Annotated in this window: 10 protein-coding genes; 6 read left to right on the top strand and 4 right to left on the bottom strand. The window is 69.2% G+C overall.

What is annotated here, in order from left to right; all coding sequences use genetic code 11:
* The first annotated feature begins 256 nt into the window (after positions 1 to 256).
* Complete coding sequence (locus BCF44_RS51590) at positions 257 to 1,687, top strand: non-reducing end alpha-L-arabinofuranosidase family hydrolase (RefSeq protein ID WP_116181950.1); 1,431 nt, start codon at positions 257 to 259, stop codon at positions 1,685 to 1,687.
* 433 nt (positions 1,688 to 2,120) lie between these two features.
* Positions 2,121 to 2,267, top strand: coding sequence for a hypothetical protein (locus BCF44_RS57150; RefSeq protein WP_211353644.1), 147 nt, complete (start codon positions 2,121 to 2,123; stop codon positions 2,265 to 2,267).
* A 54-nt stretch (positions 2,268 to 2,321) separates the two neighbouring features.
* On the opposite strand, the gene BCF44_RS51600 is transcribed toward BCF44_RS57150, so the two are convergent.
* From BCF44_RS51600 to BCF44_RS51615, 3 genes are all read right to left on the bottom strand, one after another.
* The gene (locus BCF44_RS51600) at positions 2,322 to 3,521 is read right to left on the bottom strand and encodes a glycoside hydrolase family 27 protein (RefSeq protein WP_116181951.1); all 1,200 of its coding nucleotides are present in this window, start codon (positions 3,519 to 3,521) and stop codon (positions 2,322 to 2,324) included.
* Between the two features lie 40 nt (positions 3,522 to 3,561).
* Positions 3,562 to 5,028, bottom strand: a complete 1,467-nt coding sequence (locus BCF44_RS51605; RefSeq protein WP_116181952.1) for an RICIN domain-containing protein — start codon at positions 5,026 to 5,028, stop codon at positions 3,562 to 3,564.
* A gap of 566 nt (positions 5,029 to 5,594) precedes the next feature.
* A complete protein-coding gene (locus BCF44_RS51615; protein WP_116181954.1) occupies positions 5,595 to 6,962 on the bottom strand; it encodes a GH12 family glycosyl hydrolase domain-containing protein in 1,368 nt (455 codons plus the stop codon).
* A 696-nt stretch (positions 6,963 to 7,658) separates the two neighbouring features.
* Between BCF44_RS51615 and BCF44_RS51620 the strand changes: the two genes are divergently transcribed.
* The 4 genes from BCF44_RS51620 to BCF44_RS51635 all read left to right on the top strand — a co-directional run bounded on the left by BCF44_RS51620 (position 7,659) and on the right by BCF44_RS51635 (position 14,009).
* The gene (locus tag BCF44_RS51620; RefSeq protein ID WP_379800138.1) at positions 7,659 to 8,831 is read left to right on the top strand and encodes a CE1 family esterase; all 1,173 of its coding nucleotides are present in this window, start codon (positions 7,659 to 7,661) and stop codon (positions 8,829 to 8,831) included.
* 40 nt (positions 8,832 to 8,871) lie between these two features.
* A complete protein-coding gene (locus BCF44_RS51625; RefSeq protein ID WP_116181956.1) occupies positions 8,872 to 10,014 on the top strand; it encodes a glycoside hydrolase family 11 protein in 1,143 nt (380 codons plus the stop codon).
* A 63-nt stretch (positions 10,015 to 10,077) separates the two neighbouring features.
* Positions 10,078 to 13,734 (top strand): glycoside hydrolase family 3 C-terminal domain-containing protein, encoded by a 3,657-nt coding sequence (locus tag BCF44_RS51630; protein ID WP_116181957.1) that lies wholly within the window; start codon positions 10,078 to 10,080, stop codon positions 13,732 to 13,734.
* Between the two features lie 86 nt (positions 13,735 to 13,820).
* Positions 13,821 to 14,009 (top strand): hypothetical protein, encoded by a 189-nt coding sequence (locus BCF44_RS51635; RefSeq protein ID WP_116181958.1) that lies wholly within the window; start codon positions 13,821 to 13,823, stop codon positions 14,007 to 14,009.
* Between the two features lie 229 nt (positions 14,010 to 14,238).
* Here the strand turns inward: BCF44_RS51635 and BCF44_RS51640 are convergent, their stop codons facing one another.
* Complete coding sequence (locus BCF44_RS51640) at positions 14,239 to 17,400, bottom strand: family 78 glycoside hydrolase catalytic domain (protein ID WP_116181959.1); 3,162 nt, start codon at positions 17,398 to 17,400, stop codon at positions 14,239 to 14,241.
* Positions 17,401 to 17,683 lie beyond the last annotated feature (283 nt).

Genomic DNA, 17,683 nt, shown 5'->3' on the forward strand with positions numbered 1-17,683 from the left:
CCTGCCGCCCGGCGGCGGCCACTGGTCCACGCCGGGACAGCCGGCTGGTGCGGCGCACGCCTGTAACTTTCACCGTCCACCCGTCCTTCGTGGACCGAGGACTGTGGCCTTGAGGTGCGAGGCCGCCCGGCCCGGGCGCGCACGGATTGACAACTCTTCTCTCGGCGTCGAGGTTGGCGTGACACATGTTAGCGATAACAGTCTTTCGCTGGGAGCAACGAGAAGTGGACCTACGGCTGACTGGGAGAAGATCGTCATGAACAGAGGAAGCATCAGCCGCAGGAGTCGATCCTTGATCGCCGTACTCGCCACCGCGGCGATGGTCGCGGTGGGGGCGATGCTGGGGGCCGGCCCGGCCCTGGCCGACGTCACCGGCGCACTGCAGGGTGTCGGCTCGGGTCGATGCCTGGATGTGCCGAACGCCAGCCGGACCGACGGCACCCACCTGCAGATCGACGACTGCTCGAACGCCGCGAGCCAACAGTGGACGTCGACGGACGCGGGCCAGTTGACGGTGTACGGCAGCAAGTGCCTTGACGTGCCCGGCAACGCCACCACTGCCGGCACACCGGTGCAGATCTGGACCTGCAACGGCGGATCCAACCAGCAGTGGCGGGTGAACTCCGACGGGACGGTGGTCGGGGTGCAGTCCGGGCTCTGCCTGGATGTCACGGGCGCCGCCACGGCCAACGGCACCGGGGTGGAGATCTGGACGTGCAACGGCGGCAGCAACCAGAAGTGGACGGGCCTGTCGACCACGCCGCCGGGCGGCGGAGGCGGCAACTGCTCTCTTCCATCGACTTACCACTGGTCGTCGACGGGTGTGTTGGCGACGCCGCAGCACGGGTGGGTCTCGCTCAAGGACTTCACCAACGTCGTCTACAACGGCAAGCACATCGTCTACGCGTCGAACGTCTCGGGGTCGTCGTACGGCTCGATGGCCTTCAGTCCCTTCACGAACTGGTCCGACATGGCCTCGGCCGCCCAGACCGGCATGCCCCAGGGCACGGTGGCGCCCACGCTGTTCTACTTCGCGCCGAAGAACATCTGGGTGCTGGCGTACCAGTGGGGTGCTTGGCCCTTCATCTACCGCACGTCGAGCGACCCCACCAATCCCAATGGCTGGTCGGCGCCGCAGCCGCTGTTCACGGGCAGCATCTCCGGCTCCGGCACCGGGCCGATCGACCAGACGCTGATCGGCGACGGCACGAACATGTACCTGTTCTTCGCCGGCGACAACGGCAAGATCTACCGGGCGAGCATGCCGATCGGGAACTTCCCGGGCAGCTTCGGCTCGTCGTACACGACGGTCATGAGTGACTCGACGGCCAATCTGTTCGAGGCGGTCCAGGTCTACAAGGTCCAGGGCCAGAACCAGTACCTGATGATCGTCGAGGCGATGGGCGCGAACGGGCGCTACTTCCGCTCGTTCACGGCCAGCAGCCTGAGCGGCACGTGGACCCCGCAGGCCAGCAGCGAGAGCAATCCGTTCGCGGGCAAGGCCAACAGCGGCGCCACCTGGACCAACGACATCAGCCACGGTGACCTGGTCCGCAACAACCCGGACCAGACCATGACCATCGACCCCTGCAACCTCCAGTTCCTCTACCAGGGCAAGTCCCCCAACGCCGGCGGCCCCTACGACCAACTGCCGTGGCGGCCGGGAGTGCTGACGTTGCAGCACTAGCCGACTCCGCCTGACCGAAACCCATCTCGGGGAGGAACCCCAGCCGCCCACCGGCTGGGGTTCCTTCCGGCCGACGGGTTGTCGGCTCCTTCCGGTGCCCGGCACCGAGCGGTAGCAGCAGACAACCAGCGGTAGAGACCTCCTCACCTTCGGCGCCGGGCCTCCGTCGACGCACAGGCGACACAGTGTTGCTGGTGGCTGGCTTTCCGCCGCTGGCCACAACATCGTCGGGCGGGCACTGGCTCGTGGCCATCAGTATGCGCAGGTAGGTGATCACGGCCGCCGCGCCGCCCATGCGTCGGTCGGTGAACTGGCACCCGATGTCGCGGATCCGACCCCGATTTCGTGGATCTGACGTTATTTCGTGGATCTGACGTTGTTGCGGCGGGAACTGTCGGGGCAGCGGTGAGAAGTCGCCGAGGCCACGCGCCGTGTGTACGACGGCGACCGGGAGCTGCTGTCGCTCTGGTGGTTGGAGGCGTCCAGCGAGTTGACCCGGGCCGAGCTGGCGGCGTCGCCCACAGTCACCTCGCCGAACGCGCTGCCGGTGCGGCCGGCCGGGCAGCTCGACCAGGACTGACCGGCCCCGTTGTCGGGAGGGAACGCGCACTCGGGCGTTCCCTCCCGCTACGGCTCACTGGTTGGCCACCCGCAGCATCACCGTGCCGTGCGCGGGGACGGAGGCGCTGATGGCGCCGGTGGTGCTCGACGTCGCGCCGGTCCACAGGTCGGTCAGCGCATACCGGCTCGCGCCGGTCTTGCCGACCGCGCCGGTCGTCGTGGAGATGGTCGCGGTCGAGCCGGTCTCGTTGAACAGCACCACCGACACGTCGCCGTTGGCCAGCGGCTTGGCCAGCACGTCGTGCCCGCTCGACGAGGTCACCATCCGGCCCTGCCTGCCCAGCGAGTCCTGGTCGACCGCGACGACAGCCCTGTTCGACAGGATGCCCAGCGTTGTGGCACTCGCCCTGGCGATGTTGGTGCCGGCGATCAGTGGCGCCGCCATCTCCGCCCACAGGCTGAACTCCGCGCGGTCCTCGGTGGCCGACATGCCGTTGCCGATCTCCAGCATGTCCGGGTCGTTCCAGCCACCCGGCCCGGCGTAGCCGTTCAGGCCGACGTTGGCGTGAAAGATCGACAGCATGCTGCCGAAACTGGCGTTGATATCGCCGGTGGTGCGCCAACTGTTGCCGACGCCCGCGCCCCAGGTCCACACGTTCTCCTGGCCCCAGTTGCACAGGCTGAACAGGATCTGCCGCCCGCTCGCGGCCAGGGCGTCCCGCATCGCGGTGTACCGGGTCTTCGCGCTGACCCCGGTGTTGTTGCAGTTGTCGTATTTCAGGTAGTCCACGCCCCAGGACGCGAACAGGGCGGCGTCCTGCCGCTCGTGGCCGAGGCTGCCCGGGTAGCCGGCGCAGGTCGCGGTGCCGGCGTCCTCGTAGATGCCGAGCTTGAGTCCGAGGGAGTGCACGTAGGACGCGGTTCCGGCGATGCCGTCCGGGAACTTTGCCGGGTCCGGCACCAGGTTGCCGTTGCCGTCACGGTTGTGGGTCAGCCAGCAGTCGTCGATGTTGACGTACTGGTAGCCGGCGGCCTGCATCCCGTTGGTGTGCATGGCCTGCGCGGTGGACTTGATCAGCGATTCGGAGACGTTGCAGCCGTAGGCGTTCCAGTCGTTGAAGCCCAGCTGCGGGGTCCGCGCCAGGCCGTTGCCCAACGCCTCGGCCGGCGCGGCCGTGACGAGCGCGAAGGCGGGCGCCGTCGTCACCGCCAGCACGGCGGCCACGGCGAGCCGGCTGAGCCGCGATCGCATGCGGAACGTGGTCAGACGCATCGGAGTGCTCCTTGGGGACGGGCCGAGGAGTGCGGTCGCGTCATCGGGACAGCGACCAGGTCTGGTTGCCGCCGCCGTTGGTGGTCCACTGGACGACGGGAGCGCCGGCGTCAGCGGAACCGCCGGAGACGTCGGCGACCCAGCCGCTGCCGAGGTTGACGAACAGGTAGCTGGTGTCGGTCGGCGAGGCGTAGTCGCCGACGGCGTCGAGGGCCCATTGCTGGCCGGCGCTGCCGTCGCAGGTCCGCTGGTCGAGTTGGGTGCCCTGGGCGGTGGAGCCGGCAGGGTCCTCGAGGCACTTGCCGCTGCCGGCGTTGACGACGGTGTAGACGTTGCCGGCGCGCTGGGTCAGGGTCCAGCGCTGGTTGCCGGCCTGGTGGTCGGTCCACTGGATGACCTTGGCGCCGTCGGCGGCCGACGCGTCGCTGACGTCCATGACCAGGCCGCTATGGGCATTGGTAAGTGCGCGCGTGCCGGCGGTCGGGTTCGACGAGCCCGCCGACCACGTTCCCGCGACCGGGTCGAGGCTCCAGGAGTTCTGCCACCCGACGGTCACGGTGGCGCCGGCGATGGTCATCGGCAGCCAGACCGCCGGGGACGCCCCGAGATTCCCGGTCGTCCACCGGTCCCCGGCGTAGACGTAGGTCGTGCCGGCGCCGCCTTGCACCGGGATGATGTTCGCGGTCTGGCTGTTGTACGTGTTGGTGCCGGCCGGGGCGACAGGCCGGAAGGGAGCCCAGGGCCCGCTCGGTGCGGTCGCGGTCGAGTACACGTTGTCGTTGGTGCCCCAACCGGTCAGGTGCGAGCCGAGCAGATAGTACCGGCCGTTGTCCTTCACCATGGCGGGTGCTTCGTAGTCCGGCAGGACGGCGACGGCGGCCTCGACCGAGAGGTAGTCGGCCGACAGCCGGTCGATGCGCAGTCCGTTGTTGCGGTCCTCGCTGAGCAGGTAGCCGGTGCCGTCACTGTCCTGGAACAGCCCGATGTCCCGGCTCAACTGTCCCAGGGGCCGAAAACTGCCGCGGTAGGTGTAAGGGCCGCACGGTGTGCCGCTGGTCGCCACGCCGACCTTGGCTTCGCCGTAGGACGGACTGTCGATGTGCAGGTACATCACATACGTCCGGGTGGTGGCGTTGTAGAGCACCTTCGGCCGCTCCACGACGCGGTTCGGACCGAGGTCACCGCTCGCCTGCCGGACAAGGGCGCGTCCTTGCGGCGTCCAGTTCGCGAGATCCGTGCTTGCGTAGCAGGGAATGTCCTGGAACGACGTGTCGGCGGAGGTCTCGCCGCTCTTGTCCTCGCCGAAGCCGTACCAGGTGGCGCCGACCTTCACGATGCCCAGGCCGTGCAACTGGAGTGCGGCGCCACTGGTGTCCTGCCATGCCTTGCCCGGGGTGAACGCGACCGTCGCGGCCCGTGCCGGCGCCGCGATCAGCACGGCCCCCAGCACCGCCAGCAGCACGGCGATCGCGCCGGCGCGGACACGCACCCCGATCCACTCGGACATGAAGTTCCTTCCGCGACAGTGTGCAGGCCCTCGACAGCGATACCCATCCGCCGCCGCGGCGTCAAGCCGTCGGGACACTGTCACGGAATCGCCCGAGGTGACGGGCGATTCCGGCGGATCCCCCGCGTGAAACCTTCACCGAGGCTTCGGCCGAACCTGGTGTAGCCCAGCGGAACGACGCCGGCGGCGAACAGCTCCACGCAGATCCACACCGAGGCCGGCAGGTTGAAGCAGTCCTGGCCGCCGGAGAGGCCGGTCGACAGGCCGGGCGAGTGTCCACCTTGGACTGCCAAGCAGGCGGCCGGTACGGCGCGAGGCCCAAGGTGGACTCCAGCGACAGGTGCATCTTCCCGAGGATCAGCACCGTTGTCCGGGCCAGCGCCATCTTCGACGTCGTCGGGAGGATGTCGATCACGTTGTCGCACCGTGGGAGGACCGGGTTGACCAACTGGCCGACGATGGCGGGCACGAGCGCGCAATCGGGCGAGGGTGAGCCGCCGCGCGGGCCGGCCCCGCGCGGCGGCACCCTGTGGTGGCCCGGCCGGTCCGGCCGGGCCACCGGAGCGTCAGGACGCGGTGCAGGTCAGCGTGGGCGACGCATTGGTCCCCGAGTAGCTGCCCTGGAACCCGAAGGACGTGGTGCCGCCGGGCGCGATCGCGCCGTTGTACCCCGCGTTCGTGACGGCCTCGCCCTGGCCGCTGCGGCTCTCCACACCGTTCCAGACGCTGGCGATCTGCTGGTTGCCGCCCCACGTCCAGGCCACCTTCCAGCCGGTGGTGGCGGTGGTCCCGGTGTTCGCGACCGTCACGTTGGCGGTGAACCCGCTGTCCCACTGGTTGGTCACCGCGTAGGTCGCCGTGCAGCCGCCCCCTCCCCCGCCGCCCGAGGACGTGGTGGCGGTCACCCCCGCGGACTGGGACGAGACGTTGCCGGCCGCGTCGTAGGCGGCGACCGTGTAGGTGTGCCGCGTCGAGGCGGACAGCCCGCTGTCGGTGAACGTGGTCCCGGTGGGCGTGCCGACCTGGACGCCGTCCCGGTACACCCGATACCCGGCCACGCCGACGTTGTCCGTGGCCGGCGCCCACGACAGGGAGACCGAGGAACTCGTCACGCCGGTGACCGCGACGTTCGCCGGCACGGAGGGCGCGGTGGTGTCCCCGCCGCCGCCGGCCGTGGTCGAGACGGAGAAGCTGTTCGTCGCCAGGCCCTGCCCGCCCTGCCAGATCTCGAAGCCGGCCTCGACGTCGATCAGGTAGTGGGAGGGGTTGATGGAGCCGCGGGCCACCGCGTCGTTGATCATCGCCTTGAGGTCGAGGTTCGACACGGCCGTGGCGCCCGGCGTCAGCACGTACGAGATGATCTTCCACGAGGTCTGCTGCCCGGTCCACACCGCCCAGTTCATGCCGGCGGCGCCCGACGTGCCGGTCTGCGAACCGAACGGCTGCACCCCGCCGCGGCTGTTGATCCAGATCATCACCTCGGTGCCGTCGGGCTGGCCGGTGGTGGTGGGCGTGGAGTTGAACCAGATGTCGTAGGCGACGTCATAGGCGCCGGAGGCGGGCTGCACGGTGCTCCACGACGTGGTGGCGCTGCCCAGCTTGCTCACCTGGATGGGCATTCCGCTGTTGGCGGTGCACAGGCCCCAGTGACATCCCTTGTAGATGGACGGGTAGGTGGCCGGCGCGCCGCCGCTGAGGTTGAAGTTGGCGGTGCTCACCGACCACGCGGTCCCGCCGGTGTAGGTGAGGCACTGCTGCGCGCTCGAGTTCCACTCGTTGGCCTGAATCAGATAGTCCCCGGCCGGGATCGTCCCGGTGCCGGAACAGGTGGTCGTGGCGGCGTGCGCGGCCGGGGCGGTGACTGCGAGGGCCGCCCCGACGGCGGCCGCCAGCGCCACCGCGAACGCGCGGAGCCGAGGGAATGCTCGGGACATCGAACTGTCACTCCTTCGGAAGTCCGCCGTGCTCCCACGGCGGAAAGGCTTGCGGCGAGCCGCAGGAGGACCACGGGCGGACCTGACCGCGGCAGACGCTAGCCACGCGCCTGCCGCGGCCCAAGGACGACCGCGACGAAGCCCAGGTCGAGCCGGCATCGTGAACTGAAAGTTTCAGGGCGGCCATTGGATTCGTCCGAACGACACGCACGAGCAGGAGTCTGTCGTCCGGTCCGTCCGCGGCCGGCTCCGGCATGCTCATCGGCCGGGTCAGGCCCGGGATGAAACATGCTCATCACCGCAGGAAGAGCCCTACACAAGCGTGATCGATCGGCCCACCCGTACGTGTCCGACCTCCGTGCCGCCCAGACCGTCTGTCTGGTGGACGGGCCGCTGACGTCGCAGGGCGGCTGCTTGCCGCCGGACGGACCGGCTGCTATCGATGGTGGCCGACCTGGCCGGAATCACGTCGAACCAGAACCCATGAGTGCTGCTGATCCCAGCACATCAGTGTTACTTCCCTGAGCGGCTGCCATGGCATGAGCAGAGCAGCCGAAACCGCCCGAGCGGGCGGCGTCAACCGACATCGGACGGCGGAGGGTGTGGATGTCTGGACACAAAGCCGTTTTCGTTCCCGTTGCGCTACTGGCAGCCCTCGTCGTCGCCCTGGGCGGTCTGGTGGTGACCGGCCTCGGCATGACCGCGGCGGCCTCGGTCGACGCCCACCTCACGGCAACCGCCGGCTGCGGCAAGGCCCCCACCCTGGCCAGCGGCACACACACCATCCAAAGCAACGGCCAGAACCGCAACTACATCCTCCGAATCCCCACCAACTACGACAACAACCACCCCTACCGACTCATCTTCGGATTCCACTGGGTCGGCGGCACCGCCAACGACGTCGACTCCGGCGGCACCGACGGCTACAACTGGTCCTACTACGGCCTCCGCCGCCTCGCCGACACCGCCGGCAACACCACCATCTTCATCGCACCCCAAGGCAACAACAACGGCTGGGCCAACCCCGGCGGCCAAGACATCACCTTCGTCGACGACATCACCAAACAACTCGAGGGCGGCCTCTGCGTCGACACCACCCAACTCTTCTCCGCCGGCTTCAGCTACGGCGGCGCCATGACCTACGCCCTAGCCTGCGCCCGCCCCACCACCTTCCGCGCCGTCGCCGTCTACTCCGGCGCCAACCTCAGCGGCTGCAACGGCGGCACCCAACCCATCGCCTACATCGGCCTCCACGGCCTCCGCGACAACGTCCTACCCATCGCCAACGGACGCGCACTCCGCGACACCTTCGTCCACACCAACGCCTGCACACCACAAAACCCACCCGAACCCACCCAAGGCAGCCTCACCCACATCACCACCACCTACACCGGCTGCAAACCCGGATACCCCGTCGAGTGGGCCGCCTTCGACGGCGCCGGCCACGACCCCGGCCCCATCGACGGCTGCACCTGCGACGGCTGGCACACCTGGACCTCCAGCGAAGTCTGGAAATTCTTCACCCAGTTCGACTCCACCACCCCACCGCCCACGTCGACCACCCCGCCACCCAGCGGCGCGTGCAGCGCCGCCTATCGGACGGTCAACTCGTGGCAGGGCGGTTTCCAGGGCGAAGTCACGGTGACGGCAGGCAGCGCGGCGGTCAACGGCTGGACGGTCCACTGGACGCTCGACAGCGGACAGACCATCAGCCAGATGTGGAACGGCACCCTGACCGCGACCGGCTCGTCGGTGTCGATCACCAACGTCTCGTACAACGGCGCACTGCCGGCGGCCGGGTCGACGACCTTCGGCTTCCTCGCCAACGGCACGCCGCCGACCGCCGCGCCGAGCTGCACCAGCCCGTAGCGCCGTCCCCAGCCAAGCCTGACCAGGAAGGAGCACGCACGTGCACCCTGTCCATGCCGACCGCCGCAACGGACTCAGACGGCACGGCAACCGTGCCAGGCTGCTGCTCAGCGCCGGCTGCACCATCGTGTTGGCCGTGGCACTCACCCTGGTGGGGATCTTCCTGCCCGGCACCGCCAACGCCGCCGGGACGATCTGTTCGAGCCAGACCGGGAACAGCAACGGCTACTACTACTCCTTCTGGACCGCGGGCGGCGGATCGGCCTGCATGACCCTCGGCTCCGGCGGGAACTACAGCACGTCGTGGAGCAACGTCAACAACTTCGTCGCCGGCACCGGCTGGGCCAACGGCGCACGCATGACGGTGAACTACTCCGGATCCTTCAACCCCTCCGGCAATGCCTACCTCTCCCTCTACGGCTGGACGTCCAACCCCCTGGTCGAGTACTACATCGTCGACAACTGGGGCAGCTACCGGCCAACCGGCGACTACAAGGGCACGGTCACCAGCGACGGCGGCACGTACGACATCTACGAGACGACGCGCTACAACGCCCCCTCGGTCGAGGGCACACGGACGTTCAACCAGTACTGGGCCGTCCGCCAGTCCCGGCGCACCGGTGGAACCATCACCACCGGCAACTTCTTCGACGCCTGGGCCAGCCACGGCATGAACCTCGGCAGCTTCAACTACTACATGATCCTGGCCACCGAGGGCTACCAGAGCAGCGGCAACTCCAACATCGTCCTGGGTGGATCCGGCGGGGGTGGTGGCGGCGGTGGCGGCACCACCGGCGCGGTGCACGCGGTGGGCGCGGGCAAGTGCCTGGACGTGCCGAACGCCTCGACGACGCCGGGGACCCAGTTGCAGATCTACTCCTGCTGGGGCGGCGCCAACCAGACGTGGACCCACACGTCCTCGGGCCAACTGACCGCCACGATGAACGGCACCACCCTGTGTCTGGACGCCTACGACAACCAGACCAGCCCCGGCACCAAGGTGGAGACCTGGTCCTGCAACGGAGGGACCAACCAGCAGTGGAACGTCAACTCCGACGGCACGATCACCGGAGTCCAATCCGGACTGTGCCTGGACGTGGTCGGAGGCGCCACTGCCGACGGCGCGCTGGTCGACCTGGCGACCTGCAACGGCCAGAGCAGCCAGCGATGGTCCCTCGGGTGACCACCGGCACGTCCCCCAAGTCCAATCCGGACAGCGCCACCGACCACCTGTGACGGAGCACCGATGTCCTTGATCCGCCCCGGCCGGCGCCGAGCACGACTCGTCGCCGCCTCCCTGCTCGCCGCGGCCGCACTCGTCCCGTCCACGTGGGCGGCCGCGTCGGCGCAGCCGGCCGCGACCGCGCTGCCGCTCTACCGCGACACCCACCACAGCTTCGCGGAGCGGGCCGCGGACCTCGTCTCCCGCATGACGCTCGCCGAGAAGGTGCTGCAACTGCACACCAACAGCGCGCCGGCCATTCCCCGGCTCGGCGTGCAGCAGTACACGTACTGGAGCGAGGGCCAGCACGGGCTCAACACGCTCGGCGCGAACACCGATCACGGCACGGTCGGCGGCGGCGTGCACGCGACGAGCTTCCCGACCAACCTGGCCAGCACCATGTCGTGGGATCCGGATCTGATCTACCAGGAGACCACGGCGATCTCCGACGAGGCCCGCGGCATGCTGGACAAGTCGCTGTGGGGCGTGGCGCAGAACAACATCGGTCCGGACAAGAACGGCTACGGCTCACTGACCTACTGGGCGCCGACCGTGAACCTGGACCGCGATCCCCGATGGGGCCGCACCGACGAGGGGTTCGGCGAGGACCCGTACCTGGTCGGCCGGATGGCCGGCGCGTTCGTGGACGGCTACCAGGGCCAGACCCCGTCCGGCCGGCCGCTGACGCCCTACCTCAAGGTCGCGGCCACGGCCAAGCACTACGCGCTCAACGACGTGGAGAACGACCGGCACGCGGACTCCTCGGACACCACGGACGCCAACCTCCGTGACTACTACACCGCGCAGTTCCGGGACCTGATCCAGAACGCCCACGTGTCCGGCCTGATGACCTCGTACAACGCGATCAACGGCACGCCGTCGCCGGCCGACACCTACACCGCCAACGAACTGGCCCAGCGGACCTACGGCTTCGACGGCTACACCACGTCCGACTGCGGCGCGGTCGGCGACGTCTATGCGCCGGGCAGCCACAACTGGGCGCCGCCGGGCTGGACCACCGCGACCGCCAACGGCGCGACGCAGTGGACGAACACCGTTACCGGGCAGCAGGTTTCCGGCGCCGCCGGCGGCCAGGCGTACGCGCTGCGCGCGGGCACCCAGCTCAACTGCACCGGCGCGGAGGACACCCTCGCCAACATCCAGGAGGCGATCAAGGCCGGGGTGCTGTCCGAGGGCGTGATCGACGACGCCCTGGTGCACCTGTTCACCATGCGCATGCAGACCGGCGAGTTCGACCCGCAGAGCCAGGTGGCCTACACCAAGATCACAAAGGACCAGATCCAGAGCCCCGCACACCAGGCGCTGGCCGAGAAGGTCGCGGCGAACTCGTTGGCCCTGCTGAAGAACGATCCGGTGCCCGGCACGGGTGCGCCGCTGCTGCCGGCCGATCCGGCGAAGCTGGACAACGTGGTCGTCGTCGGCGACCTGGCCGGCACGGTCACCCTCGGCGACTACTCCGGCGAACCGGCCCTCCAGGTGAGCGCGGTGCAGGGCATCACCTCCGCGGTCAAGGCGGCCGACCCGAAGGCCACGATCACGTTCGACGCGTGCGGCACGTCCACCGCCGCGACCACGACGGCGAGCTGCTCGGCGCAGACCCTGGCCGCGATCAAGACCGCCGACCTGGTCGTGGTGTTCGTCGGCACCGACACGAACGTGGCCACCGAGGGCAAGGACCGCACCACCATCGCCATGCCCGGCAACTACGACTCCCTGATCGACCAGGTCCACGCGGTCGGCAATCCGCGCACGGCGTTGGCGATCCAGGCCGGCGGCCCGGTCGCCATCGACGACGTCAAGGGCGACTTCCCGGCCATCGTGTTCAGCGCGTACAACGGGGAGAGCCAGGGCACCGCGCTCGCCGACGTGTTGTTCGGCAAGCAGAATCCCAGCGGGCGGCTGGACTTCACCTGGTACGCCGGCGACGCGCAACTGCCCGGGATGAAGAACTACGGACTCACCCCGTCCCAGACCGGCGGCATCGGGCGCACCTACCAGTACTTCACCGGCACACCGACGTATCCGTTCGGCTACGGCCTGTCCTACACCAGTTTCGCCTACTCGCATGTGCGCGCCAACACCAGGGCGGTCAGCGCGGACGGGCAAGTGACCGTGCACGTGGACGTGACCAACACCGGCCGCACGGCCGGCGCCACCGTCGCCCAGCTGTACGTGGCCACACCGTTCACCGTGCCCGGCGTGGAGCTGCCGCGCGAACGGCTGGCCGGGTTCCAGAAGACGACCGTGTTGAAGCCCGGCCAGACCCAGCACCTGGCCATCCCGGTGCGGATCAGCGATCTGGCGTTGTGGGACGAGGCGCAGCACCGCGACGTGGTGCACGACGGTCCCTACCGGTTCGGCGTGGGCACCGACGCGGATCACATCGTCGGCGCCAGCACGGTGAACGTCACCGGGGCCATCACCCCGAGGACGCGGTACGTCACCGTGCAGCCCGACCAGGTGGTGTTCGCGCCGGGCCAGAGCATCGACCTGACCGGCGGGAACCCGTGGATCGCCGACGACACCGCGCAAGTCGCCCAGCACGTCCGGGCCGACCACGTCGTCGAGGCGGTGAACAACGACGAGTCCTTCGTGGACCTGGCGCACACCCAGGTCGGCTACCGCAGCAGCGATCCGCGAGTGGCCCAGGTGAGCCGGAACGGCAAGGTGACCCTCGTGGCGCCCGGCGTCGCGACCATCAGCGTCACGGTCAACGGGGTCACCGGCTCGACGCCGGTCGTGGTCAAGCAGCCGTTCACGCTCAGCGCACCGGCCCAGGTGCAACCGGGCACCACCGTCACCGCCACCACCACGCTGCCCAACCCGACGGGTGCTCAGCCGCTGCGCGACGTGACCTTGGCGCTCGACGCGCCCGCCGGCTGGACCGTCCAGGCCACCTCTCCGTCCACCTTCGCCACCGTGGCCGCCGGGCAGACGGTCAGCACCACGTGGCAGGTCGCCGTGCCGGCCTCGGCGCAGCCCGGCAAGTTCGACGTGTCCGCGCAGGCGACGTTCACCTCCGCCAACGGGTCGGGCAGTTCGACGGATGCGACCACGCTGCTGCTGCCGCATGCGCCGTACCCGTCGCTCGCGGCCGCGTACGACAACGTGGGCATCAGCGACGACGCCAGCCCGGGCACGGGCGACTTCGACGGCGGCGGCGCCAGCTTCTCCGCCCAGGCGCTGGCCAACGCGACGCCCAGCCTCACCCCGGGTGCCACGTTCACCCATGACGGCTTGACGTTCACCTGGCCGAACGCTCAGCCCGGCGCCCAGGACAACGTGGTCGCCGGCGGGGTTGCCGGCGGGCAGACCATCGAGATCTCCGGCTCCGGCCGGACGCTCGGCCTGATCGGCGCCGGTGACTACGGCAGTCCGACCGGAACCGCGACGGTGACCTACACCGACGGCACCACCGAGTCCCACACTGTCAGCTTCGCGGACTGGTGGGCCAACGCGGCGACCGGTGGCGACATCGCCGTCACGGTCCCGTACCTCAACAACAGCAGCGGGCGGGAGAACCAGCAGGTGAGCCTGTACTACGCCGGGATACCGCTCCAGCCGGGCAAGACGGTGCGGTACCTGACCCTGCCGGACATCAGCGACGGCGCGGTCAGCGGCACGGCGGCGATGCACATCTTCACCATCGCCATCGGCTGACCGCGGCCTCGCCCGTCCGGTTGTCCCGCTGGCGTCGTGCCGGCGGGACAACGAGTCGGGGACCTCGGGTTTCACATCGTCCCGCAATGGGCATGAAAGGGACGAACGACGCCGAGGAGAAGAGGGACCCGATGGCGTCCATCTGGCAGCGAGTGACGGCATACCTGCGGAGTCCACAGGGACGCGAACTGACCGAGCAGGTCATGCGCGCCGCCCGGGACCCGAAGAACCAGCAGCGCGCGAAGGAGGTCGTCCGGCGCCTCCGCAAGCGGTGATCAAATCCCGCTCGCGTCCTCGGAGACGCGGTGGCCCCAAGGGTGGGCAATCGCGGAGATCATCCCGTGGAAGACCGGGCCCCGGAAGTCGTCGAACTGCGGCTCACGCATCCGGTGAAGTGCGGCCTGGGACAGAAGCCGGCCGCCGACACCCGCGCGGTGTCATCCGGCAGATCGCCGCCGCGGAACGGCAGGCGCCCTACGCCGACGGTCTCATCGAACTGCTCCTTCACAAGGTGACGTGGAAGTGCCAGTGCCCGGAGCCCACGGCGTGCGCGGTACGACCGCCACCCGTTGTCGGCAGCGACACCGTCGCGGTGGTGTTGACCGGGATCGTGACGTCCAGATCGAACGCCTTGCCGGTTTTCCACCAGGAGACGGCGATCTCGCCGTAGGCAGTGTCAATGGTCGCGGCGACGTGCGAGAGGCCGGCCGGCGCCTGCGGCTCGATCAACGACGCCGCGTACCCCGGCGCTGCCGGCCGGATGCCAGCGAGCTGGGTGTACAGGGAGGCGTTGACGCCGGCGAACATGGCGTGGTCGTGGGTCTCCATGTTCGAGCTGTAGAGCCATTCCTCCCACGAGCTGGTGGCGCCACGGCTGATCTCGTATCCGAAGCCGGGGTAGGTCTTCTGGTCCAGCACCGTCATCGCCACGTCGACCCGGTTGACGCGGGCCAGCGCGTCGACGAGGTAGCGCGTGCCGAAGATGCCGGTGTCGAGGTGGCCACCGTTCGTGTCGAGGATCGTGTCCACCAGCCGGTCGCCGACCGCCGTGACGTTGCCGGCCGGCACCATGTCGAACGCGAGCGGGAGGATGCTGGTGGTCTGCCGACCGTCGGCGTAGGAACTGCCGTCAGCGTTGAGGAAGTGCGCGTTGAACGCCTGCTTGATACTGTCGGCCAACGTCGTATAGGTGGCGGCGTCGGCCGGCTTTCCCAGCGCCTGCGCGGCTTTCGCGACGTCCTCGGCCTGCACGTAGGACAGTGCGGTGTTCACCAGGGAGACCTCGCTGGTGCAGTTGCCCTCGCTCGGCCCGCCCTGCCCGCCGTTCACGCCGCCGTCGTGCACCGGCGGGCACCAGTCGCCGAATCCCCTGTCGTCCGGCCAGATGTGGCCGGGCGCCTGGGCATTGTCGGTGTCCACGAAGGCCTTCATCGCCGGGTACTGGGCGGCCAGCGCCGCGCGGTCGCCGTACTGGTCGTACAGGGTCCACGCCAGCGTCACCTGGCCGCCGGCCATGTCGGGCTGCTGCGCGTTGCCGGCGTCGTTGGGCAGCGCCGTGCCCGGCGGCAGGTCGGCGAGGTAGTTGGCATAGAAGGTGTCCATGCCGAAGTCGCGAGTGGACGCGGCGCTGTACGCCTGCACGTCCATCGCCGGCGGCGTTCGCTCGTCGCGGACGGGATTGTCCGTCGGGATGGACATCGAGTTGTTGAGGATGCTCCAGCGATTGTTGCGCCACAGCTGGTTCAGCGTCGGGTCGGAGGACGTGAAGCTGCCCGTGCTGGGCACGTCGGCATGCACGACACGGCCGTCCAGACTGTCCACGGTGGCGGTTCCGGGGAAGCCGGTCACCTCGACGTAGCGGAAACCGTGGTAGTCGAAGCGGGGTTCGTAGCTCTCGGTGCCGCCGGTGCCCGCGAGGACGAAGGTGTCGGTGGACGCGGCGTTGCGGTTGGTGGTGGTGTCGAGACGCCCGTCCGGCCCGAGTTCCTCGGCGGTGCGCAGCTGGATCCGCGTACCGGCCGGTCCTTCGGCGCGGACGCGCGCCCAACCGGCGATGTTCTGTCCCAGGTCGTAGACGTACACGCCGGGCGCCGGCTGGGACACCTTCACCGGCCGCAGCGTCTGGACGACACGGATCGGAGGCAGGGCGCTGGGCGTGAGCATGCCAGCTGGGGCGGCCACGGTGGTCACCGGCAGCCAGTGGGATGCGTCGAATCCCACCGTGTCCCAGCCGCGCTGCTCCTGGCGCGCGTCGTAGGTCTCGCCGTTGTAGATGTCGTCGCCGATGATCGGGCTGTCGGACCACGACCAGTCGCGGTCGGTGGTGACGGCCTGCCGCGTGCCGTCGGTGTAGCTGACAGTGAGGGTCATGATGGCCTGTTCCGGTCCCGGCCAACGGAATCCGTACGGGCTGAAGTGCTGGCCGTAGCCGTTGCCGAGCATGATGCCCACGGCGTTGGCGCCCGGCTTGAGCCGGCTCGTGACGTCGTAGGTGTCGTACAGGTTCCGGCGGTCGTAGGGGGAGTTGGCCGGAGTCAGCACGGCGTCACCGACCTTGCCGCCGTTGATGTGCAACTCGTAGAAGCCGAGGCCGTAGACGGTAACGTCCGCGTGCGCGATCGGCTTGCCCAGGGTGAACGCGCGGCGCAGCATCGGCGCGGCGTGGCTGGCGCCGAGCAACACGGGATCGCCGGACGGCTCCAGTTCGCCGCCGACGATCTTCTGCTGGGTGAACCGCGGATCTGGAGAGACGGAGAAGTCGTCGGCGAACAGCGGAGTTCCGTCGAGAGCGCGCACCGACAGGTTGTCGTACAAGGCATCCTCGGCCACGTTCGCGGTCACCGAGGTGCGGAACCCGATCGTGCCCTGTGCCAGCGTTGTGTCGGTTCTGGCGTCCACCTGCGTGCCGTCGACCGCCGTGGTGATGGTGGCGCCGTCCGCCCTGATCTCCAGGTGGTGACGGTCGCCCGCGTTGGCCGGGGTCAGCACGGGGCTGAGGTCCACCTCTGTCAGCGTGGTGAAGTGGCCGCCGACCTGGACGTGCGGGCGGAGCATCACCTTGCCCGGCGTGGTGACCGTGTTGATCTGCCACAGGTAGTAGTCCGCGCTGTCCTTGGCGCGGAAGACGATGCCGGCCGCGGCGGCCTTGATGGTGAAGTCGGTGTCGAGCACGAAGTCCGACCACGAGTTCGTGCCCGCGTTGTCCGGACTGATCCACTGCGCGCCCTGCCAGTCGGTCGGCCCGACCGCCAGCGACTGCGGGCTGCTCCAGGCCGACGGTCGCCCTCGGGAGTCCCACACCTGGACCGTCCAGAGGTAGCGCTGCCCCGGTCGCAGCGCCGGGCCGAGATAGGGCACTCCGACCGAGGTGCCCGTCGTGATCCGGCCGCTGTCCCACACGTCCGGACGACCGGATTTCAACTGGTGGTCGGTGCTGGCGACGAGCACCCGGTAGGCCGTCTGGTGTTCGCCGTCGACCGGCGAGCCCAGCTGCCAGCGGAACGTGGGCGGCGAGGTTCTCGTCTCGGCCTGCATCTGCCGCACGACCAGGCGCGCCGGGGCCGCGGCGGCCGGCGCGACCGCGATCGCCAGTGGCAGCAGGAGCAGGGCGACCAGTGCGGAAATCCCTGGCCTGGTGGGGAAACGTGTCGACGCTGACAGGACCATCGCCGGATCACCTCGCGGTTTTAACGTTTCAATCCGGGTTGTATTGGTAACGCAGGTCGACGCCGGCGACAAGGAATCCGGTCGTTTCTGTCCGGGACCGGCCAAGGCGACCAACCAGCATCGGCCGCCCGGCGTGCGACAAGCTGCTGACCATGGTGGCGGGGGCCGACGCCAAGCTGGTCTTCATCACGGCCCCGCCGGCCTTCTACGAGCCGCACAGGTCCACCTGGACCGCGCCCCGATATCGCGGCGGGTTCCCCGGGTCAGGCGGACATGCTCGACG

Origin of the sequence: Kutzneria buriramensis, from assembly GCF_003387475.1 — a bacterium.
In the GTDB taxonomy this organism is placed as follows: domain Bacteria; phylum Actinomycetota; class Actinomycetes; order Mycobacteriales; family Pseudonocardiaceae; genus Kutzneria; species Kutzneria buriramensis.

Excerpts from the sequence above, each read along its gene's own strand:
- BCF44_RS51630 (WP_116181957.1), top strand. The coding sequence starts at position 10,078 with ATGTCCTTGATCCGCCCCGGCCGGCGCCGAGCACGACTCGTCGCCGCC.
- BCF44_RS51605 (WP_116181952.1), bottom strand. The coding sequence starts at position 5,028 with ATGTCCGAGTGGATCGGGGTGCGTGTCCGCGCCGGCGCGATCGCCGTG.
- BCF44_RS51615 (WP_116181954.1), bottom strand. The coding sequence starts at position 6,962 with ATGTCCCGAGCATTCCCTCGGCTCCGCGCGTTCGCGGTGGCGCTGGCG.
- BCF44_RS51640 (WP_116181959.1), bottom strand. The coding sequence starts at position 17,400 with ATGGTCCTGTCAGCGTCGACACGTTTCCCCACCAGGCCAGGGATTTCC.
- BCF44_RS51590 (WP_116181950.1), top strand. The coding sequence starts at position 257 with ATGAACAGAGGAAGCATCAGCCGCAGGAGTCGATCCTTGATCGCCGTA.
- BCF44_RS51620 (WP_379800138.1), top strand. The coding sequence starts at position 7,659 with ATGACCGCGGCGGCCTCGGTCGACGCCCACCTCACGGCAACCGCCGGC.
- BCF44_RS51600 (WP_116181951.1), bottom strand. The coding sequence starts at position 3,521 with ATGCGTCTGACCACGTTCCGCATGCGATCGCGGCTCAGCCGGCTCGCC.
- BCF44_RS51635 (WP_116181958.1), top strand. The coding sequence starts at position 13,821 with ATGGGCATGAAAGGGACGAACGACGCCGAGGAGAAGAGGGACCCGATG.